The organism is Massilia consociata (assembly GCF_042432755.1).
Taxonomy (GTDB): Bacteria; Pseudomonadota; Gammaproteobacteria; order Burkholderiales; family Burkholderiaceae_D; genus Telluria; species Telluria consociata.
In genome coordinates this window covers 276,907-301,082 of record NZ_JBHLWP010000003.1, presented here as the reverse complement: position 1 = coordinate 301,082, position 24,176 = coordinate 276,907, and the positions used below count along the sequence as shown (strand labels likewise).

General features: G+C 66.4%; 21 protein-coding genes and 1 tRNA gene. 2 read left to right on the top strand and 20 right to left on the bottom strand.

The genetic code is table 11. The features are described from left to right. Positions 1-16 precede the first annotated feature (16 nt). The 8 genes from ACFFJK_RS02965 to ACFFJK_RS02930 form a co-directional block, all read right to left on the bottom strand. Complete coding sequence (locus tag ACFFJK_RS02965) at positions 17-799, bottom strand: CAAX prenyl protease-related protein (protein WP_379677598.1); 783 nt, start codon at positions 797-799, stop codon at positions 17-19. Between the two features lie 44 nt (positions 800-843). Further along, positions 844-2,805, bottom strand: coding sequence for an ATP-binding cassette domain-containing protein (locus tag ACFFJK_RS02960; protein WP_379677597.1), 1,962 nt, complete (start codon positions 2,803-2,805; stop codon positions 844-846). A 177-nt stretch (positions 2,806-2,982) separates the two neighbouring features. Then, positions 2,983-3,057 (bottom strand) — tRNA-Arg (locus ACFFJK_RS02955). 101 nt (positions 3,058-3,158) lie between these two features. Continuing rightward, on the bottom strand, positions 3,159-3,698 hold the full coding sequence (locus ACFFJK_RS02950) for a MarR family winged helix-turn-helix transcriptional regulator (RefSeq protein WP_379677596.1): 540 nt from the start codon (positions 3,696-3,698) through the stop codon (positions 3,159-3,161). A gap of 7 nt (positions 3,699-3,705) precedes the next feature. Further along, entirely contained in the window at positions 3,706-5,412 is a 1,707-nt protein-coding gene (locus tag ACFFJK_RS02945; protein ID WP_379677595.1) for an AMP-binding protein, read from the bottom strand. 73 nt (positions 5,413-5,485) lie between these two features. Next, on the bottom strand, positions 5,486-6,160 hold the full coding sequence (locus tag ACFFJK_RS02940; protein ID WP_379677594.1) for a response regulator: 675 nt from the start codon (positions 6,158-6,160) through the stop codon (positions 5,486-5,488). 46 nt (positions 6,161-6,206) lie between these two features. Continuing rightward, positions 6,207-10,520, bottom strand: coding sequence for a hybrid sensor histidine kinase/response regulator (locus ACFFJK_RS02935; protein ID WP_379677593.1), 4,314 nt, complete (start codon positions 10,518-10,520; stop codon positions 6,207-6,209). Between the two features lie 7 nt (positions 10,521-10,527). Further along, on the bottom strand, positions 10,528-11,724 hold the full coding sequence (locus ACFFJK_RS02930) for a patatin-like phospholipase family protein (RefSeq protein WP_379677592.1): 1,197 nt from the start codon (positions 11,722-11,724) through the stop codon (positions 10,528-10,530). A gap of 380 nt (positions 11,725-12,104) precedes the next feature. On the opposite strand from ACFFJK_RS02930, the gene ACFFJK_RS02925 reads away from it, so the two are divergent. After that, positions 12,105-13,226 (top strand): metallophosphoesterase, encoded by a 1,122-nt coding sequence (locus ACFFJK_RS02925; protein WP_379677591.1) that lies wholly within the window; start codon positions 12,105-12,107, stop codon positions 13,224-13,226. Between the two features lie 470 nt (positions 13,227-13,696). On the opposite strand, the gene ACFFJK_RS02920 is transcribed toward ACFFJK_RS02925, so the two are convergent. The 6 genes from ACFFJK_RS02920 to ACFFJK_RS02895 all read right to left on the bottom strand — a co-directional run bounded on the left by ACFFJK_RS02920 (position 13,697) and on the right by ACFFJK_RS02895 (position 18,575). Then, positions 13,697-14,086 (bottom strand): hypothetical protein, encoded by a 390-nt coding sequence (locus ACFFJK_RS02920; protein WP_379677590.1) that lies wholly within the window; start codon positions 14,084-14,086, stop codon positions 13,697-13,699. Between the two features lie 77 nt (positions 14,087-14,163). Continuing rightward, on the bottom strand, positions 14,164-14,445 hold the full coding sequence (locus ACFFJK_RS02915; RefSeq protein WP_379677589.1) for a hypothetical protein: 282 nt from the start codon (positions 14,443-14,445) through the stop codon (positions 14,164-14,166). 165 nt (positions 14,446-14,610) lie between these two features. Next, positions 14,611-15,027: a GFA family protein gene (locus ACFFJK_RS02910; RefSeq protein WP_379677588.1), complete on the bottom strand. Its 417-nt coding sequence runs from the start codon at positions 15,025-15,027 to the stop codon at positions 14,611-14,613. A 95-nt stretch (positions 15,028-15,122) separates the two neighbouring features. Then, entirely contained in the window at positions 15,123-16,910 is a 1,788-nt protein-coding gene (gene ggt, locus ACFFJK_RS02905) for a gamma-glutamyltransferase (RefSeq protein WP_379677660.1), read from the bottom strand. A 115-nt stretch (positions 16,911-17,025) separates the two neighbouring features. Further along, entirely contained in the window at positions 17,026-17,784 is a 759-nt protein-coding gene (locus tag ACFFJK_RS02900; protein ID WP_379677586.1) for a 3-hydroxyacyl-CoA dehydrogenase, read from the bottom strand. A gap of 143 nt (positions 17,785-17,927) precedes the next feature. Continuing rightward, entirely contained in the window at positions 17,928-18,575 is a 648-nt protein-coding gene (locus ACFFJK_RS02895; RefSeq protein WP_379677585.1) for a hypothetical protein, read from the bottom strand. Between the two features lie 174 nt (positions 18,576-18,749). Here ACFFJK_RS02895 and ACFFJK_RS02890 point away from each other — a divergent pair, with 174 nt between their 5' ends. After that, positions 18,750-19,262, top strand: coding sequence for a DsbA family protein (locus ACFFJK_RS02890; RefSeq protein ID WP_379677584.1), 513 nt, complete (start codon positions 18,750-18,752; stop codon positions 19,260-19,262). A gap of 58 nt (positions 19,263-19,320) precedes the next feature. Here ACFFJK_RS02890 and adk read toward each other — a convergent pair whose 3' ends face one another. From adk to ACFFJK_RS02860, 6 genes are all read right to left on the bottom strand, one after another. Further along, positions 19,321-19,977: an adenylate kinase gene (gene adk, locus ACFFJK_RS02885; protein ID WP_379677583.1), complete on the bottom strand. Its 657-nt coding sequence runs from the start codon at positions 19,975-19,977 to the stop codon at positions 19,321-19,323. 195 nt (positions 19,978-20,172) lie between these two features. Then, positions 20,173-20,925, bottom strand: coding sequence for a 3-deoxy-manno-octulosonate cytidylyltransferase (gene kdsB, locus ACFFJK_RS02880; protein WP_379677582.1), 753 nt, complete (start codon positions 20,923-20,925; stop codon positions 20,173-20,175). Positions 20,926-20,944: 19 nt separating this feature from the next. Then, entirely contained in the window at positions 20,945-21,115 is a 171-nt protein-coding gene (locus ACFFJK_RS02875) for a Trm112 family protein (protein WP_081926130.1), read from the bottom strand. After that, positions 21,096-22,124: a tetraacyldisaccharide 4'-kinase gene (gene lpxK / locus ACFFJK_RS02870; protein WP_379677581.1), complete on the bottom strand. Its 1,029-nt coding sequence runs from the start codon at positions 22,122-22,124 to the stop codon at positions 21,096-21,098. Before lpxK ends, ACFFJK_RS02875 begins: the two co-directional genes overlap by 20 nt. A 66-nt stretch (positions 22,125-22,190) precedes the next feature. After that, positions 22,191-22,631, bottom strand: coding sequence for an ExbD/TolR family protein (locus ACFFJK_RS02865; RefSeq protein WP_379677659.1), 441 nt, complete (start codon positions 22,629-22,631; stop codon positions 22,191-22,193). Further along, positions 22,631-23,236: a MotA/TolQ/ExbB proton channel family protein gene (locus ACFFJK_RS02860; RefSeq protein ID WP_379677580.1), complete on the bottom strand. Its 606-nt coding sequence runs from the start codon at positions 23,234-23,236 to the stop codon at positions 22,631-22,633. The genes ACFFJK_RS02865 and ACFFJK_RS02860 overlap by 1 nt, the downstream gene beginning before the upstream one ends. Positions 23,237-24,176: the final 940 nt, after the last annotated feature.

Here is a 24,176-nt window from a genome sequence, read left to right as displayed (position 1 = left end):
TTGCGCTGAACGGGAATTACCAGAAGGTCCAACTGCCGGTCGATACCACCCACACGCCGAGCAGGCCGTTGGTGACAGCGTGGGCGAGCACCGCCGACCAGAGGTTGCGATGGCGCATATACAGGAGGCTATAGGCAACACCGGCGACGATGCCGGCCAGCCACAGGCTGTGCTCGAAGCCGAACAGGACCACCGAGATCAGGAAGCCCTTGAGGCCGACACGGATGGGCTCGAGGGCTTCGAAGTCGGCGGATTCGATCCAGCGCATCAGGAACGAGCGCCAGAACAGCTCTTCCATGACGGGAACGACGAGGGCGGCGCCGGCGATGCGGATCGCCACCAGCAGCCAGTCGATCTCGCCGTTCGTGCGCGGGTCGTAGCCTTCACCGCCGCCGCCGACCGTCATCCACGGGGCATCGAGGTTAACCCAGAGCACGAGGACGAGCACGCCGACGCCGAGCGCGGTCAGGAGCTGCGGCAGGCGCGGCAGCGGCGCCCGGAGTTCGTGGTACTGGCGCCAGAACACGGCGAGCAAGGCCGCGACCACGCCGACCTGGACCGGATACAGCCAGCGCAGGTCGGCCCTTGCCAGGCCGGCCCGCTCGAGCATGTCGCCGAGGATGATGAAGAAGATATAGGCCCCGAAGGGCAGGATGCGCGCCCAGGCGGCGCGACTCAGAAGAGGCGTATCAGCGGAGATATCGGCAGGAGCATTGACCGGGGCATTGGCTGAAACTGCCGTGCTGGCTGGCCTTGCGCGGCCCGGTGGAGCGGTACGGGTGTCGTTGTGCTCGGTCATGTCCTTGTTGGCAGGCGCCTGGCCTGCTTGCCTGGTTCGTTAAGCTACTCTCCCCGGGCGCGAGCTTCGATGCGCTCCCAGCGCTCCAGGGCGTCGAGCAGCAGGTCCTCGATCTCGGCGTAGCGCGCGTTGATGCGGCGCGCGTCGCCGGGATTCTGCTTGTAGAAATCGGGCGAGGCCAGCTGGGCCGAAATTGCCGACTGCTCATCTTCAAGAGTGGCGATCAGCTTGGGAAGTTCCTCCAGCTCGCGCTGTTCCTTGTAGCTCAACTTTACCTTTTTGCCAGACGTACTCTGTGCGGTAGATGACATATCCCCGCTTTTGGCTGAGTTGGCCGGACTGACCGCGTCGGCCTTGGGCGCCGCGGCAGCCTGGGCCAGGGACGAGGACGTGGTCGATGCTACAGGAGTGCTGGCCCGCACACGCTCCCAGTCGCTATAGCCGCCGACGTATTCGCGCCACACTCCGTTCCCTTCGGCAACGATCACCTGGGTGACGACGTTGTCGAGGAAGGTACGGTCGTGGCTGACGAGGAACACCGTACCGGTGAACTCTTCCAGCAGTTCCTCCAGCAGTTCCAGCGTCTCGATGTCGAGGTCGTTGGTCGGTTCGTCCAGCACCAGGCAGTTGGCCGGCTTGGCGAACAGGCGGGCCAGCAGCAGGCGGTTGCGTTCGCCGCCCGAGAGCGACTTCACGGGCGAGCGCGCGCGTTCCGGTGCGAACAGGAAGTCGTTGAGATAGGTCATCACGTGCTTTTTCTGGCCATTGATCTCGACCCAGTCGCTGCCCGGCGAAATCGTGTCGGCCAGGCTCGCCTCTTCGTTGAGCTGGGCGCGCATCTGGTCGAAGTAGGCCACGTTCAACTTCGTGCCGAGCTTGACGCTGCCGCTGTCGGCCGTCTCGTCACCCAGGATGATCTTGAGCAAGGTGGTCTTGCCGGCGCCGTTCGGGCCGATCAGGCCGACCTTGTCGCCACGCAGGATGGTGCCGGTGAAGTTGCGCACGATCAGCTTGTCGCCGTACGACTTCGAGATGTTTTCCATGTCGGCCACGATCTTGCCCGAGCGCTCGCCGGCGGCGACTTCGAGTTTGATGTTGCCCTGCTGCTCGCGGCGCGCGGCGCGCTGCAGGCGCAGTGCTTCCAGGCGGCGCACGCGCCCCTCGTCGCGGGTGCGGCGCGCCTGCACGCCCTTGCGGATCCAGACTTCTTCCTGCGCCAGGAACTTGTCGAACTTGGCGTTCTCGACTTCCTCGTTGGCCAGCAGCTCGCGCTTGCGTTCCTGGTAGGTGGTGAAGTTGCCGGGGAAGGACAGCAGGCGGCCGCGGTCGAGCTCGATGATGCGGGTGGCGACGTTGTCCAGGAAGCTGCGGTCGTGGGTGATGAACAGCACCGAGCCGGTATAGGCGCGCAGCAGTCCTTCCAGCCACTTGATCGAGGTGAAGTCCAGGTGGTTGGTCGGTTCGTCCAGCAGCAGCACGTCCGGCGCCGAGACCAGGGCGACGGCCAGCGCCACGCGCTTCTGCATCCCGCCCGACAGCGTGCCCATCTTCGCCTCGCGCATCAAACCCAGGCGATCGAGCGTGGTGTCGACCTTGTGCGCCAGGTTCCAGCCATCGACGGCGTCGAGCTTGAGCTGCAACTCGTGCATGCGCTCCATCAGCGCCTCGTCGTTGCCGCCGCCAAACTGGCCGGTGAGCGATTCGTACTCGGCCAGCATCGCCTGCTGGTCGCCCATGCCGGCTGCCACCGCATCGAACACGGTGGCTTCGGGGTCGAACACCGGCTCCTGTTCGACGTAGGCGATCTTGAGGCCCTGCTGCATGACCAGCAGGCCATCGTCGAGCTTCGAGCGGCCCGAGATGATCTTCAGGAGCGAGGACTTGCCGGTGCCGTTGCGGCCGATCAGGCCGACGCGCTCGCCGGTCTCGAGGGAAAAATCAGCGTGGTCGAGCAGCGCGACGTGGCCGAAGGCCAGTTGCGCTTGAGAGAGGGAAATGACTGCCATGATCCGTGAACCCGCCCGCGGCCGGTCACGGCATTGGGCACAAAATGTTGAAAGAAGCGTGCATTGTACCGACTGCGCGCGTGACGCCCGCAGTTTTGTCCTGCTTCAGGCCGCCGGCCTTCATTTGCACAATGGGAAGAAAACATTGCCCGGGCGGGCTGGAAGGAGAGAAGCAAGTGGTGTCGCCAGCAGGAATCGAACCTGCATCTAAGTCTTAGGAGGACCTTGTACTATCCATTGTACTATGGCGACACATGGGCAGCCACGGCTGCCCTGGCCCGCTATTGTACCAGCCGTCTTGCCAAAGCAGAACAGCTGTCGCGCAAGTAGCATCATTCGATGCAGTTCCCGGGTCAGCCCTGGCGGCCGTCGTCCACCCTGAGCCGGCGCTTCATCGACGACAGCAGCGTGATCAGGCTGGCCTTGTCCTCGGCGGGGATATCGGCCAGCATCTCGTCGATCCAGCGCTCGTGCACGCTCGCCATGCCGGCGAATGCCTCGCGTCCCGCCGGCGTCAGGCGCACCGCCCAGGCGCGCCGGTCGTGCGGATCGGGCACGCGTACGACCAGCCCTTCGCGTTCGAGCTGGTCGGTGATGCCGGTGACGTTGCCGCCGGTGACCATCATGCGCTTGGATAGCTCTCCCATGCGCAGGCCTTCCGGATGGCGTTCCAGCTGGGCCATCAGGTCGAAGCGCGGCAGCGTGATGCCGAAACCGGCGCGCAGGCGGCTGCGAATCTCGTTCTCGATCCGCACGGTACACGACAGCATGCGCAGCCACAGCTTGAGCGACTGGTGGTGCTCGTGCGTGAGCCGGCTCGCCAGGTCCAGTTCGGGCGCCGCTTCTCCCTCTCCCTTCCCGTCCTCGTGGTCCTGCCTCTCGACATCCGCCATGTTTTCCTCAGACCGCATCCGTGCGTAATTTAAACCGTTGCAGTTTACCGGTTTCGGTACGCGGCAGCTGTTCGCGAAAGCGCACCAGGCGCGGATACTTGTAGGGGGCGATCTGCGCCTTGACGAATTCCTGCAGGGCCAGCGCGGTCTCGGCGGTGGGAGGCACGCCGGGCTTGAGCACCACATGGGCCTCGACCACCTGCCCGCGCTCCGGGTCCTGCCGGCCCACCACGCCGCATTCGGCCACGGCGGGATGGCGCAGCAGCGCCTCCTCGACCTCGGCCCCGGCGATGTTGTAGCCGGCCGAGATGATCATGTCGTCCAGGCGCGAGCGGTAGTAGAAATAGCCGTCGGCATCCATCTCGTAGGCGTCGCCGGTGAGGTTCCAGCCATCAACCACGTAGTCGCGCTGGCGCGGGTCGCTCAGGTAACGGCAGCCGGTCGGCCCCTTCACCGCGAGCCGCCCCACCACGCCCGGCCCCACCGGCCGGCCGTCTTCGCCCAGGATGCAGGCCAGGTAGCCCGGCACCGGCTTGCCGGTGGCGCCGGGCCGCACCTGGTCGCCCGCGGCCGAGATGAAGATGTGCAGCATCTCGGTGGCGCCGATCCCGTCGATCATCGCCAGGCCGGTCGCGGCCTGCCAGGCTTCGCGCGTGGCCACGGGCAGCGCTTCGCCGGCCGACACGGTGCGCGTCAGGCTGCGCAGGTCGAAGCGGCCTGCCTGCTGCTGCACCAGCTGCGCCATCTGGCGGTAGAAGGTCGGCGCGGTGAAGCACACCGTGGCGCGGTGTTCGTGGATCGCGGCGAGCAGGGTTTCCGGCGCCGGCTTCTCGAGCAGCACCGCGCTGGCCCCCACCCGCAGCGGGAACAGCAGCAGCCCGCCCAGCCCGAAGGTGAAGGCCAGCGGCGGCGTGCCGATGAAGACGTCGTCGGCGCGCGCGCGCAGCGTGTGGCGCGGGAAGCAGTCGCAGATCGCCAGCAGGTCGCGGTGGAAGTGCATCGTCCCCTTCGGCACGCCGGTGGTGCCGGACGTGAAACTGATCAGGCAGACGTCGTCGGCCGCCGTATCCGGCGCCGCGAACGGGGCATCGTGGCCTGCCATGCGCGCTTCCAGCGACGCCGGGACATCCGGCGCAGCAGGATCAGCGGAGGCGCCGAACAGCAGCAGCGGCAGGCCGGGCCGCCCCATGGCGTCGACCTCTGCCCGCAGCGACGCCGCGCACAGCACCGCGTCGACGCGCGCGCGCTCGGCGATGACGCCGAGTTCGCGGGCGCGCAGCAGCGGCATGGTCGGCACCGCGATGCAGCCGGCCTTGATCACGGCCAGGATGCAGGCCGCCATCATCGGGCAGTTGGCGCCGCGCAGCAGCACGCGGTTGCCGGTGGCCAGGTTCAGGTCGCGCCGCAGCACGTGGGCGATGCGGTCGACCCGTTCGGCCAGCTGGGCATAGCTGAGGCGTTCGCGCGCGCCGACCAGCGCGGTGCGCCCGTTCCAGCCGCGCAGCGCGGCCACCTCGAACAGCTCGGCCACGCAGTTCAGGCGCGGCGGATACTGCAACTCCGGCAGGTCGAAGCGGAATTCGGGCCATTCCTCCCGCGGCGGCAGGTTGGCGCGGGCAAAGCCGTCGGCGTAGCCGGAAGCCTGGAGCGTGGCGGGAACAACTGTAGCTGAAGCACCTGCGGGGGAAGCAACTGCGGCGGTGGAATCGGTCATGTCAGGTCCCTGTAGATATTCGGGCAACATCCGCGAATACTTTAAATCTAAAGCAATCGGCCGGCAAGGAGAATCACGGCCCGCCTTGCGCACGCTGCTCCTGGCGCCGGGCGGCTTCCAGCGCATGTTCGAGGGCGGCCGCGGCGGCCGCAGGCTCCCCATCGCCGGCCGCCGCGCGCAGCCCGGCCGCGCTGGCCGCCAGACCGAGCGTGGCGCAGCCTTCGGCCAGCCGCAGCAACCCCGCCCTGGCCTCGTCACCGGCATCGCCGCCGGCCTGCGACGACATGGCTTGCGCCAGCTGGCGCTGCAGGCCCGCCAGGTAGAGCAACAGCCGCTCGGGCGGGATGCCCAGGCGCTGCGCCACCGATGCCGGGGCTTCGTCCGCGCCGACCAGCCGCGCCAACTGGGCGCGCACCTGGCCGGCCGCGAAGGGCTTGACGATGTAGCCGCTCGCCTCGAGACGGGCCGCCTCCTCCAGGGTGGCGGCATCGGAAGCCGCCGACACCAGCACGAAGGGCAAGGCGGACAGCCGCGCGTCGGCGCGCACGCGCGCGAGCAGCTCCATGCCGCCCAGGTTCGGCATGCGCAGGTCGCAAAACACGATGGCGGGGGCGGGGCCCGCCGCCAGCTGGCGCCACGCGTCCTCGCCGTCCTCCGCTTCCGCGATCTCGTATTGTCCGCAGCCGTCGACCAGATGCATCAGCATCATGCGCGACACCACGTCGTCGTCCACCACCAGCACCTTCATTGCATCACCATCGCCATGTTCACGCCCCCCATTATATGTACGGGCGTCAGGACACTCCGGACGGCTGGAACGCGGCCAGCTGGACGCGCAGGCGCATCATGCCGGCCATGAGGCGCTCACGCCGGTTTGCGTCGGCGGCGGCCTCGAGGTCGGCGCACAGGGCTTCGAGCGCCGTCTCGCCCAGGGTGGCGGCGCTGCCGCGCAGGCCGTGCAGCACCCTGCCCGCGGCTTCCATGTCGCCGGCATCGAGCGCCGCGTCGAGTTCGGCGCGGCGGCGCGGCAGGTCCGCCACGAACGCGGCGCGCAGGCGCGCCTTCAGGTCGTCCGACCGGCGGCCCGGATTGACCGGCGCCGCCGGGGTGTCCGGCGCCGGGGCGGCGCCGGCCGGGGCCAACCCGAACATCGCGTCCAGCGCGGCCATCGGGGACGGCTGCGCCGACGCCGGGTCGACCCGCGCCGGCATCGGCACCAGCGGCACACCGCGGGCCAGCTGGCGCTCGATGGCGCGCCCGATCTGCTGCGACAGCGCGCACTCGTCGATCGGCTTGGTCAGGAAAGCGTCCATGCCGCAGGCCAGGTAGCGCGCGCGGTCTTCGTCGCTGGCATTGGCGGTCAGGGCGACGATCATCAGGTGCTGGTCGAGCACGCGCGCCTCCGGCGTGCCGCCGGCCCGGATGAGGCGGGTGGCCGTGGCGCCGTCCATCTCGGGCATGCGCCCGTCCATCAGGATCAGGTCGTAGCGCGCGCGGGCGCAGGCCGCGATCGCCTGCACGCCGTTCTCGGCGATGTCGACCTGGTGTCCCATCTCCTCGACCATGGTGCGCACGATGATCTGGTTGGTCGGGAAATCCTCGGCGCACAGGATGCGCAGGCGGTGCGTGTGCGATGCCGGCTCCGCGTGCTCGAGATGCGGCGGCTCGACGCCGGCGGCCAGCGGCAGCAGCACGCTGAACGTGCTGCCCTTGCCTTCAAGGCTGTTGACGCCGATGTGGCCGCCCATCAGCGCCACCAGCTGGCGGCAGATCGCCAGGCCCAGGCCGGTGCCGCCGTAGCGGCGCGTGGTGGTGGCGTCGGCCTGCTCGAACTTCTGGAACAGGCGCGGCAGCGCATCGGCCGGAATGCCGATCCCCGTGTCGCGCACCGTGAAGCGCACCATGTTCCAGCCGTCGCCCCGGATCTGGTCTTCCTCGCGCAGTTCGATCTCCACCGCGACGCTGCCGGCCTGCGTGAACTTGAAGGCGTTGCCCACCAGGTTGACCAGGACCTGGCGCAGGCGCGTCGGGTCGCCCACCACGAAGCGCGGCACGTCGGGGGCCAGGCTGACGTCGAAGGCGAGGCGCTTGGCAGCCGCCTGCTCCTCGAACAGGCTGGCCACGCTGCGGATCGCGCCGTGCAGGTCGAAATCGATGTTCTCGATGCTCAGCTTGCCCGCTTCGATCTTCGAGAAATCGAGCAGGTCGTTGATGATCGTCAGCAGCGCCTGGGCGTTGGCCTGGCCGCGCAGGATCTGGTCGCGCGTGGCCTCCCTCAGCCCGGCGTCGCGCAACGCGAAGCCCAGCATGCCGATGACGCCGGCGAGCGGCGTGCGCATCTCGTGGCTCATGTTGGCCAGGAACTCGGACTTCTGGCGCGTCGCGTCCTCGGCGCGCTGCTTGGCATGGCGCAGGAATTCCTCGTTCTCCTGCAGCGCGCGGTAGGCGCGCGCCAGTTCGTTGGACTGCTGGCGTACGCGCTGCTCCTGGTCGCGCAGCTCCTGCGTCTGGCGTTCGAGCATGCGGTTCTGCTGCTCGACTTGCTCGGTGCGGGCGCTCACCTGGCGTGCCAGCTGCTCCTTCTGGCGGCGCAGGCTGGAGAGCCGCATGCGCACCGTGGCGTAGGCGAGCGTTGCCAGCAGCAGCACGGCGGCCGCACGGAACCAGGGCGTGCCCCAGGTCGGCGGGGAGATCGTGATCGCCAGCGCAGCGACCTGGTCGTTCCACACGCCATCCTTGTTGGCGGCGCGCACCCGGAACACGTAGGTGCCCGGATCGAGGTTGGTATAGGTGGCGAAACGCTTGGACGCATCGACCTTGATCCAGTCCTTGTCGAACCCGTCGAGACGGTAGGCAAAGCGGTTGAGCTCCGGGGCGGCGAAATGCAGCGCCGAGAATTCGAGCGAAAACACCGTGGCGCCGGCCGGCAGGGTCACCGCTTCCGCATGCTCGACCGGCCCCTTGAGCAGGCCGGGCAGCGCCTGCTCGACCGGCTGGTTGAAGATCTGCAGGCCGGTGATGACGGGGCGCGGCGGCACCCGATTGTCGCGGATCGCGCGCGGATCGAAGGCCGTGATGCCGTTGAAACCGCCGAAATACAGCGTGCCGTCGGCGCCGCGCAATGCCGCCGAGTCGAAGAAGGCGCCCTCGGTGATGCCGTCGGCGGCCGTGTAGCTGCGCCAGCGGTTGCTGGCCGGATCGAAACACGAGATGCCGCCGTTGGTGCTGATCCACAGGCGGCCGTCGCCGTCCTCCAGGATCGCCGCCACGGCATCGTTGACCAGCCCGTCGCGCGTGGTGTAGCGGACAAAGCTGACCGAGCCGTCGGCCGCCGTGACCATCCGGTTCAGGCCCACCGCCGTGCCGACCCAGACGTCGCCGCGGCTGTCCTCGAACAGGGCGTGCACTTCGTCATTGCTCAGGCTGTCGGCATCGTAGGGGTTGTGGCGGAAATGGCGGAAGCGCCCGCTCGCCCTGTCCATCAGGTCGAGGCCGTCGAAAGTGCCGATCCACATGCGGCCACGCCGGTCCTGCAGCATCGGGCGAATGACGTCGTCGGCCAGGCTGGCCGATTTCGCGGGGGCATGGCGGTAGCTCTCGACCTTGCGCGTGTCCGGGTCGAGCCGGTGCAGGCCGCCGCGGGTGGCGATCCAGATGCCGCCGTCGCTGCCGGCCATCAACGCGCGCACGTTGTTGGCGTCGGCGTCGCCGGGCAGGGTCTGGCGCACGAAACGCCGCGCGCGCGGGTCGAACGAGGTGATGCCGGTGCGGCTGCCGATCCACAGCCTGCCCTGGCGGTCGCGCGCCAGCGCGCCGACCAGCGTGTCGATGAGGCTGTTCGGGTCATGCGGATCGTGGCGGTAGACCGTCGTTGCGCCGGTGGCAGGATCGATGTGGTTCAGCGCGGTGGCGGTGCCGACCCACAGCTTGCTGCCGTCGGCGAGCAGCGCGCGCGCCTTGTTGTCGGCCAGGGTATCCGGGCTGAAGTCGCGCCGCACGATGCGTGTGAAGCCGCCGCTGCCCAGGTCCACGCGCGATACCCCGGCATGCCAGGTGCCGGCCCAGAAGGTGCCGAGGCGGTCGCGGTACAGCGCCGAGACCTGGTTGTCGCCGAGGCTATGGCGGTCGGTGACGGCATGGCGGTGGCTCTCGAAGCGGTCCGCGGCGCCGCGCCAGCGGTACAGGCCATTGTCGTGGGTGCCGACCCAGATCTCGTTGGCGGCGTCCCGGTACAGCGTGGTGATCCACGATGGGACGATGCCGTCGGCGGTGCTGAAGCGCCGTACCTGCCCGGCCTGGGCGCCGCGCAGCGTATGCCGCTCCAGCCCGCCCAGGCGCCCGACCCACAGGCGACCCTCGCCATCCGCCGTCAGCGCATGCACCGGGTTGTGGCGCGCACTGAGCCCGGACGGATGGTGCACGATGCGCGACCGGTCCGGCGTCAGGCTGTCGAGACCGCCGGCGGTCCCGATCCACAGGCGGCCATCCGCCTCCAGCGCCAGCGCAGCGACGTTGTCGTCGCTCAGCGAGCGCTCGTTGCCCTTTTCGTGGTGCCAGGTGGTGAAGCGGCGCAGCGCCGTGTCGAAATGCTGCAGGCCGTCGCTGGTGCCGATCCACAAGCCGTCGCGGCCGTCGCCGACGATGGCATTGATGCGGCGGTTGCCGTTGCCGCGCCGCCCTGCCTCGTTCGGCACGAATGCCGTAAAGGACTGGGTGGCCGGATCGTACAGGTTCAGCCCCCCGTCGGTGCCGATCCACAGGCGGCCATGGCGGTCCAGGTGCAGCACGCGCACCCAGTTGTTCGACAGCGTGCGCGGCTTGCCGGGCGTGCTGCGGTAGTTGACGACACGGTAGCCGTCGAAGCGCGACAGGCCGTCCTGGGTGCCGAACCACATGAAGCCGTCGCGGTCCTGCACCACCGCGAGCACCGATTCCTGCGCCAGGCCTTCGCGCACCGACAGGTGCTCGAAGCGCAGCGTCGCCGGCGCGGTGGCGGCCGAGGCGCGAATCGAGATGCCCAGCGAAGCAAGCACCAGGGCAGCCATGCACAGGGCCGGCAACAGGTGTCGCCACGGCGAGCCGGCAAGAAGACGTAGCAGCGCGGTCATTCCAGGTTCATTCCACACATCCGGCGCATTCGGGAAGGAAGGCGAGCACGTCGTCGCGCCGCGCCAGCGTGTCGCGTTCGCCCAGGCGGATCAGCTCGCGCGTGTAGCTGCCCTCGAACAGCAGGTAGGACGCCAGCGCCGCGCCGCGCGCCTCGGTGGCGCCGATCCCGCCCAGCAGCGTGCGCACCGGCGCCGGCAGGTTGTGGACGTGGCGGGCGGCGATGTCGTCGAGCCGCTCGGACGGGGCGATGACCAGCAGTTCCACGTGGCGCAGCGGCAACGCGGCGCGGGCTTCCCGCGGCACGCGTCCGAGCGTCTGGAGGGTCTGGTTGATGCGCTGCAGGCGCTCGATGTCGGCCGCCAGGCTGTCGAGGAAGATCGAGGACAGCGCATGGCCGGCGATCTGCGCCAGGCTCGGGTAGCCGGTGTTCGGCGCCGGGTCGCGCGCGGGCTCGGACAGGCGCCCTGCCCCCACCACCAGCACGCGGGTAGCGCCGAGGTGGATGGCCGGCGCGATCGGCGCCAGCTGGCGCATCGAGCCATCGCCGCAGTATTCGCGGCGCCCGCCCAGGTACAGGGGCACGGCCGGGAAGATGAAGGGGATGGCGCTGGAGGCCAGCAGGTGTTCGACGCTGATCTGGGTCGACAGCGCCAGCCGTTGGTGGCGCACCCAGGGTGCGATCTCGCGCGCCGCCTGGTAGAAGGTGATGTGGTGGCCGCTGCTGTAGGAAGACGCGGTGACCGCCAGCGCATGCAGCACGCCGTCGGCCAGGGCGGCGTCCAGGCGCGGCAGGTCCAGCACCCGGTGCAGCAGGCCCGCCAGCGGCGTGTTATCGAGCAGAGACTGGGGCGGCGAGGCGTGCCACTTGCGCAGCAGCCAGCCGAACGAGAGCAGCGACAGCCAGCGCGCGCCGGAGCGCAGCACGGCCAGCGAATCGGCACGGTAGACCTGGTGCGCAGCCACCCCTTCCCAGACGTTCAGCAGGCCGCGCACGGCCCCGGTGAAGTCGTCGGCGCGGCAGGCCAGCGCGGTCGCATTCAGCGCGCCGGCCGAGGTGCCGCAGATGATGTCGAAAGGAGAACGCAGGGCCGGACGGCCGGCGTCGTGGAGGATGCGCGCGATCGCATGCATCACGCCGGCCTGGTAGGCGGCGCGTGCTCCACCGCCCGTTAGCACCAGGCCTGTTTTCTCTTTACGGTCCACCCGCCAAGGTTAGCAAAGATTACCTATCCATTGGGAAATATCGGGCAAAAAACCGACCTTTAGTTGCATTTACGCCGACTATCGGTCCGGGCCGGTGCCTTGCCGAAACCGACTGGTCGAGCGAAAATCCGGAGCGCTTTCCGGATCCTTTGCCAAAGCGTCCCAACAAGCTGCGGTTTATCCGAACTGGCCTGCATGTGCAGCGCCGAGTCATACCGCTGCCCGTGCCTTCACGCAATCTGCGCTATGCTTACGTGTTCGACAGTTCGGACACAAGGCACAATGGGTATTTTCCTCTTATTATCTGCGGGCGCCACCACACCGCCGCACGGCAATTCTGCCGGCTCCAGCCGCAACTGGAAGCGAATGGAGCGCACCTGATGTTCCATCTGATGTTCAGTTTGCCCTGCGTGGTCGTGCTGGTACGCTGGTTATTGCCGCTGCCCTTATCCGGGCGCACAAAGCTGGCTGGCGCCGTCGTGTTGGTGCTGGCTTCGCAATATCACCTGTGGTCGCGTTTTTCTTCCGGCAGCGTGTTTTCGCCGGAATTTCCGAAATCCCTTATCATCCTGTTCAACTGGGCGTTTGGCGCCATGCTGCTGCTGGCTGTGTTCCAGCTGTTGCTCGATGTTGGCGCCCTGGTTATCGCATTGGTCCAACGTCGCCGCGTGCCGATCGCTGCGCGCCTGCGCGGTGCGATCGGCGTCACAGCCATGCTGCTGGCCGCGCTCGGCGTCATGCAGGCGATCAAGCCGCCGCCGCTGAACGACATACAGATTACAGTTAAGGACTTGCCGCACGAATTCGACGGCTACCGGGTGCTGCATCTCACCGACCTGCACATCAGTCGCCTGTTCGACGCAGCATGGACGCGCAAGGTCGTCGATGATGCCAATGCGCTCCAGCCGGACCTGATCGTCATCACCGGTGACCTCATCGATGGCAACGTCGCGCAGCGCGAAGCCGACGTGGCCGCGCTGCGTGACTTGCGCGCTCCGGACGGAGTCTGGGTCATTCCCGGTAATCACGAGTACTTTTTTGGCCACCGCGCATGGATGGCGTATTTTGCGGGGCTCAACATGAGGCCTCTGGACAATAGCCATACCATCATCCGTCGAGGTACCGGGCAATTGGTGCTCGCTGGCGTGAACGACGTGACCGCCCCGCGCACCGGCGCTCCCGCGCCCGACCTCGATGCGGCGCTGCGCGGCGCGCCGGCCGGCGTGCCGGTCGTGCTGCTCGATCACCAGCCCAGGAATGCCCGCTTCTCAGCCAGCCGTGGCGTCGCGCTGCAATTGTCCGGCCACACGCATGGCGGCATGATCATCGGGCTCGATCGCGTGGTGGCACGGGCGAACGATGGCTTCGTTTCGGGCCGCTACGACGTCGACGGCATGACGCTGTACCTGAACAATGGCACGGCTCTGTGGCCGGGCTTCGCGCTTCGGCTTGGCGTGCCTGCCGAGCTGACGCGCATCACGCTGCGGCGTCGGACGCCTTGAGCGCGCGCTGCAACAGCAAAAGCGCAATGCGCAACCTCAGCGTCGACTGGTTTCCCGCATCGGTAGCAGTGTATCGAAGCGGGCACCGCGAACGGCTTCGTGGCTGAGCGCAGGCCCGGGGGTTGTCGAGCGCTGCTTGCTTGGTCGAAGGCGCTTACCGCTACGTTGAACTACACAAGCCGGTCACCTTCGCACATCATCCTCAAACGTCGGAATCCCAATAACGAAACGGACGAAACGGGCCCCAAAAAGGGGCCCGTACCTTTATTCTTTGGAGGCAAGGACGGTAGTCGACCGCGTCTAGACGGCTTTGCGGGCCGTGATGAGCGCTGCGAATCAACAACATAACTTAGATCCACACTTTAGCACCACATCAGATCGTCTACGTGCACCTGCGAACCTCATCGGGTGAAAGCTCCTCTCTCTTACTGCAGAGACCGCTTTCGACCCGAAGCGGACGGTCAGCCTGATCATTCAGTTCTACTGAGGAGGTCTCGAAGAAACTGGAGCTTATGCGGTTCGGGCTGCTTGCCAATAAAGCCCCAGTCCTCAGCGACCTGTGACTTAGGTCCATACCCGCCGATTACGAATTCCCGCTGTGTCTCGGCTGCTGTCCGGGACAAAAATGATATCAACTGGTCGAACTCGGTCGGTGAGAGTTGTTCTGCTTCGAAGTTCAAGCCGAGGTTCCACTCTGGCAGGTCGTCATCGCGCAACTCTGCCGTACGGGGGAACTTATCGTTCACTAGTTGAGCAGACGATACGCCCCAAGTGTTTAGAAAATTGGTGAAGGCTTCGACCAACTGGCAACTGACCTCATCAAGATCACTGCCATCAACGTATGCGAACACTTTAAGCATGGGCTTGCACTCTTGCTCATCAGATTACGAAACTTACTGGACTTCGGAACGTCCGCTCTTGGCCCCTGAGCGGACCTTCAACCGGCCCGAACCCCGGCCCAAGCACTATCAAAAAGCTCCTTCGAAATATCCTTGAGTGTCCCGTACTTTGGCTTTGCTGCTTCTAACGCATCCCACGGCCCTTCTGGTAACGCGCCGAACTCATCCGCTGGCTTTTCCACGGTGTACTTCAGCGCGCATCCCACAGGCCGAATTTCTAGGTAGCGAGAGCAGTGTCCATCATTGGCAATCTCGAAGAAGGCTATGTACTCATCCAATCCCTCTGTGTTTCCCGCTGAGCAGTACAGGTAATGCTTCACGTAGTGATGTCCTGATGAGCTGTTGAAGATCGTCTGGTACGTCCGCTCTTGGGCCGATTGCTACCCTTCCACGCACCAGGAGCACCCATAGCAGTATGGCAGGCCTGGGGCAGAGCGCTCAAGCCCATCGGAAAGCATTCAGTGCGAATCAGGCTGCCATCGATTTCATGCTGGTTGCGGCGACTGCGGAAAGTGCGGAATCGCTTGGTCGAGGCACACCCAGGGTTGGGCACTCGCGGTATGAATGTCCAGCATCGGCTTGAAGCCCGATGTAACGTCCAGGGTCGGAAACCGGATCGAGGTGAATTGCGGATTGGCTTCGCCTTGCGTGAACAAGGGTGTCCCGCAATCCGGGCAGAAACTGCGAATCGCAAGGGCACCGCTGCCGGCGCGTACCGCATGGGTCTTCGGCGCACCGCTGACCTCGAGATCGGCAGTCATGACGACGATGCCCGACGCGAACGGCGCGCCGCTCGACAGCTGGCAGTCCCTGCAATGGCAGTTGAGCATGGCAATGGGCTCGCGCGCAGCGGTGTAACGGATCGCGCCGCACGCGCATCCGCCCGAGAAAGGAATGTTCATACGATGCTCTCCTGTTGACGCAAAATGATCTGTCTCAAACAAGGTTTCGGATGAGGACTTTGGACCATCATCCGCCGCCCTGCCCTGCGCACGCCTCAGTCGCCCTTCGCCACGCCTTCCCGGCGCGGGTCGGCCCCGCCGTACCACAGCGGCACGCCGTGGATCTGGATGCGCTGGATGCCGTGCAGGCCCGAGGTCTGTTCGCCCAGGCGCACCTTGTGGCCGCGCGCGTTGAGCGCCTCGATGGTGGTGGACGGGAAGCGTCCCACTTCCAGCTCGGTCGGGCCGTTGCGGCTGCCGAAGTTGGGCAGCGAGATCGCCTGCTGCACGTTCAGGCCCCAGTCGAGCGTGCCGACCAGCACCTTGGCCACGTAGTTGATGATGGCCGGGCCGCCGGGCGAGCCCACCGCCAGCACCAGCCTGCCGGTCTTCTTGTCGAACACGACGGTGGGCGACATCGCGCTGCGCGGGCGCTTGCCCGCCTCGACACGGTTGGCCACCGGGCCGTCGGCATCGCGCGAGGCGAAGGAGAAATCGGTCAGCTGGTTGTTGAGGAGGAAGCCGCCGACCATCTGGCGCGATCCGAACGCGTCCTCGATGGTGGTGGTCATGGCCAGGCCCATGCCGTAGCGGTCCACCACCGACACGTGCGAGGTCGACGGGGTCTCGATGGCGTTGTCGCGGCCCCAGTGCCAGGCCATTTCCATGCCGGGCGGCTTGCCGGCCGGCGCCTCGCCCATCGAGCGCGCGCCCACCAGCTGCGCGCGCTGCGCCAGGTAGGCCTTGTCGATCAGGCTCGGCACGCCGCGTCCCGGCAGCGGCACGAAGTCGGTGTCGGCGGCGTAGCGGTTGCGGTCGGCGTAGGCCAGGCGTGCCACTTCGCTGAACACGTGCAGCGCGTCCGGGCCCGGCACGCCGTTCTTCGGCGCGAGCGCCTTCATGTCCATGGTCTCGAACATGCCCAGCATCTGGGCCACGGCGATGCCGCCGGAGGACGGCGGCGGCATGCCGCACACCGTGTACGCGCGGTAGTCGCTGCACACGGGCGTGCGCACCTTGGGCCGGTAGCCGGCGATGTCGGCGGCCGTCAACAGGCCCGGGTTGGTCGGGTGGGCCTGCACCTTGGCCGCGATGTCGCGCGCGATGCGGCCGGTGTAGAAGGCGTCGGCGCCGCCTTCGGCGATCTCGCGCAGGGTCGCCGCCAGCGCCGGGTTCTTCAGGATGTGCCCGACCGGCCAGGGCTTGCCGCCGTTGCCGTAGAAGTAGCGCGCCGCTTCCGGGTCCTTGCGCAGGTGGGCGTCGCCCGACAGGAGGGCGTGCAGGCGCGGGCTCACCGCGAAGCCCTCTTCCGACAGGCGGATGGCCGGGGCGAACAGCGCCTTCCACGGCAGCTTGCCGTGCTCGCGGTGCGCCAGCTCGAGCATGCGCAGCACGCCCGGCGCGCCGACCGAGCGGCCGCCGACGATGCCTTCGGTGCGCGAGAGTGGCGTGCCGTCGGGCCTCTGGAACAGCCGCTCGTCGGCTTTCGAGGGGGCGGTCTCGCGTCCGTCGAAGGCCTGGGTGCGCTTGCCGTCGTAGTGGACCAGGAAGGCGCCGCCGCCGATGCCCGAGGACTGCGGCTCGACCAGGGTCAGCACCAGCTGGGTGGCGATGGCGGCGTCGATGGCGCTGCCGCCCTGCTGCAGGATCCGGTAGCCGGCCTCCACCGCCAGCGGGTTGGCCGCGGCCACCATGTAGTTCTTCGCCGGCCAGCCTGCTTTTTCCCGGTAGCCGGTAGCGGCTTCGGGGGCGGCCTGCCGTGCATCCTGTGCCAGCAGCGACGGGGTGGCGGCGAGGCCCAGGGCCAGGCCCAGGACGGCCTCACGGACGCCATGCAACTTCAAGTTCTTCAAATCGGCTCTCCAAAGCAAAACGGGCGCGCGGCTTGCGCCACGCGCCCGACATCCGGCTATCCTACAGTAATTGCCGGTGGCTTTCAGTCAAGCTTGTTCACGCAGCTTACTTCGGCTGCATGCGGATCGCGCCGTCCAGGCGGATCGTTTCGCCGTTGAGCATCACGTTTTCGATGATGGCCTTGGCCAGGTGCGCATATTCCTTCGGCATGCCGAGGCGCGGCGGGAACGGGACCATCTTGCCCAGCGAATCGCGCACTTCCTGCGGCATCCCCATCAGCATCGGGGTCTCGAAGATGCCCGGGGCGATGGTCATCACGCGGATGCCGCTACGCGCCAGGTCACGCGCCATCGGCAGGGTCATGCCGGCCACGGCTGCTTTCGACGAGCCGTAGGCGGCCTGGCCGATCTGGCCGTCGAACGCCGCGACCGAGGCGGTGTTGATGATGATGCCGCGCTCGCCGTATTCTGCTGCCTCGAGCTTGCCCATGGCGTCTGCCGCCAGGCGGCACATGTTGAAGGTACCGACCAGGTTGATGTTCACGGCGCGCTGGAAGGCGTCCAGCGGGTGCGGGCCGTCCTTGCCGACGGTCTTGACGGCCGGCGCCACGCCGGCGCAGTTGACCAGGCCGCGGAGCTGGCCCAGCTTGCTGGCGGCGTCGACCACCGCCAGGCCATCGGCCTCGGAGGTCACGTCGCACTTGACGAATTCACCACCCAGCTCGGCCGCCAGGGCGGCGCCGGCCTCAGCCTGCACGTCGGCGATGACGACCTTGCCGCCGGCCTCGGTGATCATGCGTGCCGTGGCCGCTCCAAGCCCCGACGCGCCACCGGTCACGATGAACACATTGTTCTGAATTTGCATGGTTTTCCCTTTTAAAAGTTCTAGTGCTGCTGCGAAGACGGATACGCTTGATTGCTGTCGGATTGGTTACGTTTACGTAAACGTCAAACAGCCGCATTGTAGCGAACTTTTGGCAAGAAAAACCATGCCCGGCCTTGCGCCGCTTACAAGCATTGCATGGTGGCGCCGCTGCGGGTGCACAGGCGGCCATTGCTGCTGACGCCGGTGTTGCTCGTGGTCGGAATGTTATAGGTGGTCCCGGCGGTGTCCGTGCAGCTGCTGCCGGCGCAGCCCACCAGCTGGGTGGACGACGGAGCGACCGGCGGCGTTGCCACCGGCGCAGCGGCGCGGTCCGGCGCTTGCGGCGCTGGCGCGGCAATGCGCGGCGTGCCTTCGATGCGCTGCTCGACAGCGCGGCGCTGGGCCTGCTTGTCCTTCTTCGCCGGCTGCCGCTGCTGCCGTTCCGGGCGCGCTTCCGGCTGCTGTTGCTGCTGCTGCGGCGGCTGCGCCACCGGCGCCGGGCGGGCCGAAGGATCGACCTCGTTGTGCCTGTTCGGCGTCGTCGGCGGCTGGCCGGCGCGCTCCTCCTGCGCCTGCGGACGCGCTTCGCCGGTTGCCTGCGTGGTGGCGGGCGACGGCTGCTGGGTGGTGACGGGCGGCTGGGTGCCCGACTGCGGGTTCAGGACCGGGCCGAAGGTGGCGCTGTCGACCGGCTTGCTCGGCACCGGCGTCGGCGACGCCGGGCTCTGGGCCAGCGCGCTTGCCGACCCCAGCGCGAACAGCAGGGCAATGACCGATTTGCGGGGACTCATCAGGGGACTCATGGCGCACCTCATGCGTTCGTTTGTCAGGCTGTCCATTATCGGCCTGTGCCACAGCACACGGCGCACACGAAACAATTGTTCACATGATGATGACAGGTAACGGGCGGCAGACGCACGGGAAGCCGTGCGAAGATCGAAGCATCAACCACCATGGGAGCAAACATGAGCCAGTTGCAGATCGTGGAAGGCGACCACGTACGCGGCAGCCCGGATGCCGACATTGTCATTGTCGAGTACGCCGATTTCCAGTGCCCTTACTGTGCGCGTGCACGCCCGACCCTGGACGAGCTGAAGCATCGCTACGGCGAACGCATCACGCTGGTGTACCGGCACCTGCCGCTGGAGATGCATCCGTATGCGGAGGCGGCCGCCGAGGCGGCGGAAGCGGCCGCGGCGCAGGGCAAGTTCTGGGAAATGCACGACGCGCTGTTCGAGCACCAGGCGCAGATGGCGCCGGCGCAGTTGCCGCTGCTGGCGCAGCAGCTGGGCCTGGATGCGGCGCGCTTCGACGAGGACATGTCCACGCGCCGCCACCGCGAGCGCATCCGGGCGCAGGCGGAGGAAGGCAAGTCGCTGGGGGCCAGGGGGACGCCGAGCTTCTTCATCAACGGCGAGCGCTATCACGGGGATTCGGACCGGGAATCGCTCACTGCGGCGGTTGAGCGGTACCTGTAATCGCTCCTACGAAAACAAAACGGCCCCGCGGGGCCGTTTCGATCGACTTCTTGCTTGTTTATTCGGACAGCGCCGCGAAGGCTGCGTCACGCACCTGCTCGACCGGGCCGACGCCCGAGATCTTGCGGTATTTCGGCGCGCCCGGCAGGCCCGACTGGGCCCACTTGTTGTAGTAGCCGAGCAACACTTCGGTCTGGTTGTGGTACACGGCCAGGCGCTTCAGGACGGTCTCTTCCTTGTCGTCGTCGCGCTGCACCAGCGGCTCGCCGGTGACGTCGTCGATGCCCTCGACCTTCGGCGGGTTGAACTTGATGTGGTACACGCGGCCCGATGCCGGGTGCGAGCGACGGCCCGACATGCGCTCGACGATCATGTCGTCCGGGACGTCGATTTCCAGCACGTAGTCGACCATGACGCCGCTGTCCTTCATGGCGTCGGCCTGCGCAATGGTGCGCGGGAAGCCGTCGAACAGGTAGCCGTTGGCGCAATCGGCTTCTTTCAGGCGCTCCTTCACCAGGCCGATGATGATGTCGTCCGAGACCAGCTGGCCTGCGTCCATCACCTTCTTGGCAGCCAGGCCCAGCTCGGTACCTGCCTTGATTGCCGCGCGCAGCATGTCACCGGTGGAAATCTGCGGAATGTTGAACTTTTCCTTGATGAAGTTGGCCTGGGTGCCCTTACCGGCTCCCGGTGCTCCTAGCAGAATGAGACGCATGAGATTCCTAGATTCCTAGAGGATGTTGATAATTATTATGTTGGCGAACAAGCGCGCCGGATGCCGCGTTTGATATATATCTGGCTACCTTGACACGAAAGTTACCACAAAAGTCAGCTTTAACGCCAATCCCGGGGCCTTCCGCCAGCAACTTTTGATATGGCGCAGAAGTCGGAATGTGGCATCTTGACTGGCTCAAACGATGTAATGCCGGCGCACGCGCTCCAGGTCGTCCGGGGTATCGACGCCGGCGGGCGGCGCGCTGTCGGTGATGTGCACGGCGATCGGGTAGCCATGCCAGAGTACGCGCAGCTGTTCCAGCGCCTCGATGGTTTCGAGCGGCGAACTTTCCAGCGCCGGGTAGCCCTGGAGGAAGGCGTTGCTGTAGGCGTACAGGCCAATGTGGCGCAGCGGGGTGTAGCCGGCCGGCAGGGAATCCTGTGTAGCAGCGAAGGCATCCCGGTGCCAGGGAATCGTGGCGCGCGAGAAATACAGTGCACGGCCCGCCTTGTCGAGCACGACCTTGACCACGTTCGGATTGAACACGTCGGCGACGTCATGGATCGGGTGGGCGCAGGTAGCCATCGGCACGCCGTCGCGAATGCGCGCGGCGCAGGCGGCCAGCAGGGCCGGGTCGATCAGCGGCTCGTCGCCCTGCAGGTTGACCACGACCTCTTCCGGCGCCAGGCCCAGCGTGCGCGCGACTTCGGCGATGCGGTCGGTGCCCGACGGGTGGTCGGCGCGCGTCATGCAGGCTTCGATGCCGTGCGCGGCGCAGGCGGCCAGGATGTCGGCATGGTCGGTGGCGACGATGATGCGGCTGGCACCGGAGTCGAGCGCGCGCTCGGCGACGCGCACGATCATCGGCTTGCCGCCGAGGTCGGCCAGCGGCTTGTTCGGCAGGCGGGTCGAGGCCAGCCGCGCCGGGATGATGACGGTAAAGCTCATGCGGATCCGCCTGCAGCGCTCAGACGGGTTCGATCTTGCGCGCCTGGTCGGCCCACATGATCGGGATCCCGTCGCGGATCGGGTAGGCCAGGCGGTCCGGGCGGCAGGTCAGTTCCTGCGCCTTCTTATCGTACTCAAGCGGGCCCTTGCACAACGGGCAGACCAGGATATCAAGCAGTCGAGCGTCCACGACATTTCTCCACGATTTGTTCGGCCAGCGCGGAATCGATCCGCGCCGTCACTGGCACGACCCACAAGCGCGGATCGTCCTTCAGGTTATCAAGTTGCCGACATTTTACTGCATCCTTCTCCGTGATCAGGATGACATCGGCATCCACCCGGTCGAACGGACGGTCGAGGAAGTCGTGGTGGTCGGGCAAGGGCAGCTCGTCGATCGCCAGGCCGGCCCCGCGCAGCATGGCGAAAAAGCGGCCCGGATTGCCGATGCCGGCGGCGGCGGCGATGCGCTTGCCCTGCAGGCCTGCCAGCGGGACGCGCGCGCCGCCGGCCAGGGGCTCGGCGAAGTCGCCGGCCAATTGCATCCGAAACGGCCGTCCGCCCACCGACTGCGCCAGCGCGGGCGTGATCTCGGGCGCATTCACCACGGTGAAGTCGCGCCGGCGCGACGGCGGCTCGCGCAGCGGACCGGCCGGCAGCAGCCAGCCGTTGCCCACCCCGCGGCCGTCGAACAGGACGATCTCGACGTCGCGCGCCAGCGCATAGTGCTGCAGGCCGTCGTCGGTGATCAAGACGTCCACCTCCGGATGGGCCGCCAGCAGCGCCCTGCCCGCATCGACGCGCTTGCGCCCGACCACGACCGGGCAGCCGGTGCGGGCGGCGATCAGGAGCGGCTCGTCGCCGACCTCGCGCGGGTCCGACCGGGGCGTGACGTCACGCGTGCCGGATTGCGCACCGCCGTGGCCGCGCGAGATCACGCCGGGCCGCATCCCGGCCGCACGCAATGCCTCGGCCAGCCAGATCGTCAACGGCGTCTTGCCGGTTCCGCCAATAAAGATATTGCCGACCACAATCACCGGCACCGGCAGCCGCCCGCCCTTTTTCAGTCCAAGACGGTACAGCAGCATGCGGAAGCCTGCCAGCAGGCGGAACAGCAGCGCCACCGGCAGCAGTGCCAGCGCCAGCGGGCCGCGGCGCAGCCAGGCGCGCGTCAGGGTCGATTCGAGGGAGGGAGATGCCATGCAGGGGTGGACAATGCGCGGGCCAGCGACATGGCCGGCCCGCGCGTCGATTCGGATAGTCGGTTCTTATTTCTTCGTGCCGGTCTGGGCGGCGAAGGTCAGCTTGTCGTAGCCGGCCACGCGCGCCGCTTCCAGCACGTTGATGACCATCTGGTGCATCGCGAACTGGTCGGCATTGACGATGACGACCGGGTCGGCCACCGGCTGGCCGTTCGCGCCCTTGCCGGCGGCGGCACGCAGGTCTTCGGCCAGGCCGGCCACGCTGTGGAAGGACACCGGCACGTTGTTCACCGTGTAGTTGCCCTTGGCGTCGATGGTGACGTTGATCTCGAACGGGCGCTCCTCCACCTTCGAGGCATCGGCCGTGGGCAGCGTGATCTGCAGTTCGGTGAACTTGCTGAAGGTGGTCGTGACCATCAGGAAGATGAGCACCACCAGCAGCACGTCGATGAAGGCGATCAGGTTGATCTCCGGCTCTTCGCGCCGGCGATCGCGGCGGAAATTCATCATTTGCGGCTACCGTGGACGACGTCGACGAATTTCACGGCCTGCAGTTCCATCTCGACGATGAAGCTGTCGACCAGCGCGCGGAAGTGGCGGTAGAACACCAGGGCCGGCATGGCGATGGCCAGGCCGAAGCCGGTGTTGTACAGCGCCACCGAGATGCCGTGCGCCAGCTGCGCCGGGTTGTTGCCGGTCGGGGTCTGGGCCCCGAAGATCTCGATCATGCCGACGATCGTGCCGAACAGCCCCATCAGCGGCGCCAGCGAGGCGATGGTGCCGAGCGTGGTCAGGAAGCGTTCCAGGCCGTGGGCGACGCCGCGGCCCGCTTCTTCGATCGATTCCTTCATGACGTCGCGCGGGGCGTCGACGTTGCGCAGCGCCGCCGCCAGCACGGTGCCGAGCGGCGAATTGTGTTCGAGCTTGTCCACGACCTCGGGCGTGACCTTGCCGGCGCGGTGGACGCGGATCACTTCATCGAGCAGTTGCTTCGGGAGGATCTTCTCGCGGCGCAGGTAGATCAGGCGTTCCACGATCAGGGCGACAGCAACGATCGAGGCGATCAGCAAGAACCAGATTGGCCAACCTGCAGCCTGAAAAATAGCGAGCAAGACAAACTCCTGAGGGAAGAAATCAATTCAGCAATGTAACAAGTTGCCAGCAGGGCGGCAAGTGTGCCGCACGCCAGGTTCTACACAAGTTCTGTGGATAAAAATGTGCGCAAGGGCCCTGCTACGTACGCATCCCCTTGATTGGTAAGGACTTTATGGACGTGCGCAAGAAAATGGCACCTGTTCGGCTCGCTTGGCAAGCGTACTATCGAGACTTATTCACGCGTCTTGACCTTGCTCAAGCATTTGCACTTACGAACAAATTCTGTGGACAAAATTGTGCGCAATGACGCCGACAGGCCATCAAATAGTTGATTTATATGGGGAAATTTCTAGCGCGCAAAAAATAAGCAGTGCCGAACTGTCGTCCTGCAACCGGACCTGTATGCGGTTCCTCACAATTTTTGTGGACAATAATGTGAGCAAGGGCCTTTTTGGACATCCAAGCACCTGATTTTAAACAATAAAACCTCTCTGCACAAAATTTAATCACTCAGCAGTAAAGCCGATGAAACGCTGCAAGCACGGCTTTACTTGCATGGTTTATTTTGCCCTCGACATGGAAAGGCAGACGAAGTTCAGCTTTGCACACATTGTGTGGATAAGGATGTGATGAAACGCAGAATCTAGAAGGTAAGTCGTTGTTTTTAAACGGTACGCACTCTCCTGCCGCAGAAATGTGCAGGCCAGGGGAAACGCCCGGGTCAAGGCATGATCCGGGGGGCAACGCTCGCCAGGCGCCCCGCGCGGCGGCGGCCCGGGACCTCCCCCACGCCCTCGCGGGCAAGCCGGCCAGGGCTTGTGCACACTTTTTGTGGACAAAATTGTGTGCAAGGCCCTGCTTGAGTCGTTAAGTCATTGATCCAACACAATAAAATTGCCGAGCGTCATTTTTGGGCAGGATCGAGATTGCCGCAAGCAAGTTCAATCACGGACAGCA

What these genes read in the sequence shown, in the direction of transcription:
- ACFFJK_RS02935 (WP_379677593.1), bottom strand. Translation starts at nt 10,520, where the DNA reads ATGACCGCGCTGCTACGTCTTCTTGCCGGCTCGCCGTGGCGACACCTG.
- ACFFJK_RS02945 (WP_379677595.1), bottom strand. Translation starts at nt 5,412, where the DNA reads ATGACCGATTCCACCGCCGCAGTTGCTTCCCCCGCAGGTGCTTCAGCT.
- ACFFJK_RS02900 (WP_379677586.1), bottom strand. Translation starts at nt 17,784, where the DNA reads ATGCAAATTCAGAACAATGTGTTCATCGTGACCGGTGGCGCGTCGGGG.
- ACFFJK_RS02865 (WP_379677659.1), bottom strand. Translation starts at nt 22,631, where the DNA reads ATGAATTTCCGCCGCGATCGCCGGCGCGAAGAGCCGGAGATCAACCTG.
- ACFFJK_RS02895 (WP_379677585.1), bottom strand. Translation starts at nt 18,575, where the DNA reads ATGAGTCCCCGCAAATCGGTCATTGCCCTGCTGTTCGCGCTGGGGTCG.
- kdsB (WP_379677582.1), bottom strand. Translation starts at nt 20,925, where the DNA reads ATGAGCTTTACCGTCATCATCCCGGCGCGGCTGGCCTCGACCCGCCTG.
- ACFFJK_RS02910 (WP_379677588.1), bottom strand. Translation starts at nt 15,027, where the DNA reads ATGAACATTCCTTTCTCGGGCGGATGCGCGTGCGGCGCGATCCGTTAC.
- ACFFJK_RS02960 (WP_379677597.1), bottom strand. Translation starts at nt 2,805, where the DNA reads ATGGCAGTCATTTCCCTCTCTCAAGCGCAACTGGCCTTCGGCCACGTC.
- ACFFJK_RS02890 (WP_379677584.1), top strand. Translation starts at nt 18,750, where the DNA reads ATGAGCCAGTTGCAGATCGTGGAAGGCGACCACGTACGCGGCAGCCCG.
- ACFFJK_RS02920 (WP_379677590.1), bottom strand. Translation starts at nt 14,086, where the DNA reads ATGCTTAAAGTGTTCGCATACGTTGATGGCAGTGATCTTGATGAGGTC.
- ACFFJK_RS02940 (WP_379677594.1), bottom strand. Translation starts at nt 6,160, where the DNA reads ATGAAGGTGCTGGTGGTGGACGACGACGTGGTGTCGCGCATGATGCTG.
- adk (WP_379677583.1), bottom strand. Translation starts at nt 19,977, where the DNA reads ATGCGTCTCATTCTGCTAGGAGCACCGGGAGCCGGTAAGGGCACCCAG.
- ACFFJK_RS02965 (WP_379677598.1), bottom strand. Translation starts at nt 799, where the DNA reads ATGACCGAGCACAACGACACCCGTACCGCTCCACCGGGCCGCGCAAGG.
- ACFFJK_RS02950 (WP_379677596.1), bottom strand. Translation starts at nt 3,698, where the DNA reads ATGGCGGATGTCGAGAGGCAGGACCACGAGGACGGGAAGGGAGAGGGA.
- ACFFJK_RS02925 (WP_379677591.1), top strand. Translation starts at nt 12,105, where the DNA reads ATGTTCCATCTGATGTTCAGTTTGCCCTGCGTGGTCGTGCTGGTACGC.
- lpxK (WP_379677581.1), bottom strand. Translation starts at nt 22,124, where the DNA reads ATGGCATCTCCCTCCCTCGAATCGACCCTGACGCGCGCCTGGCTGCGC.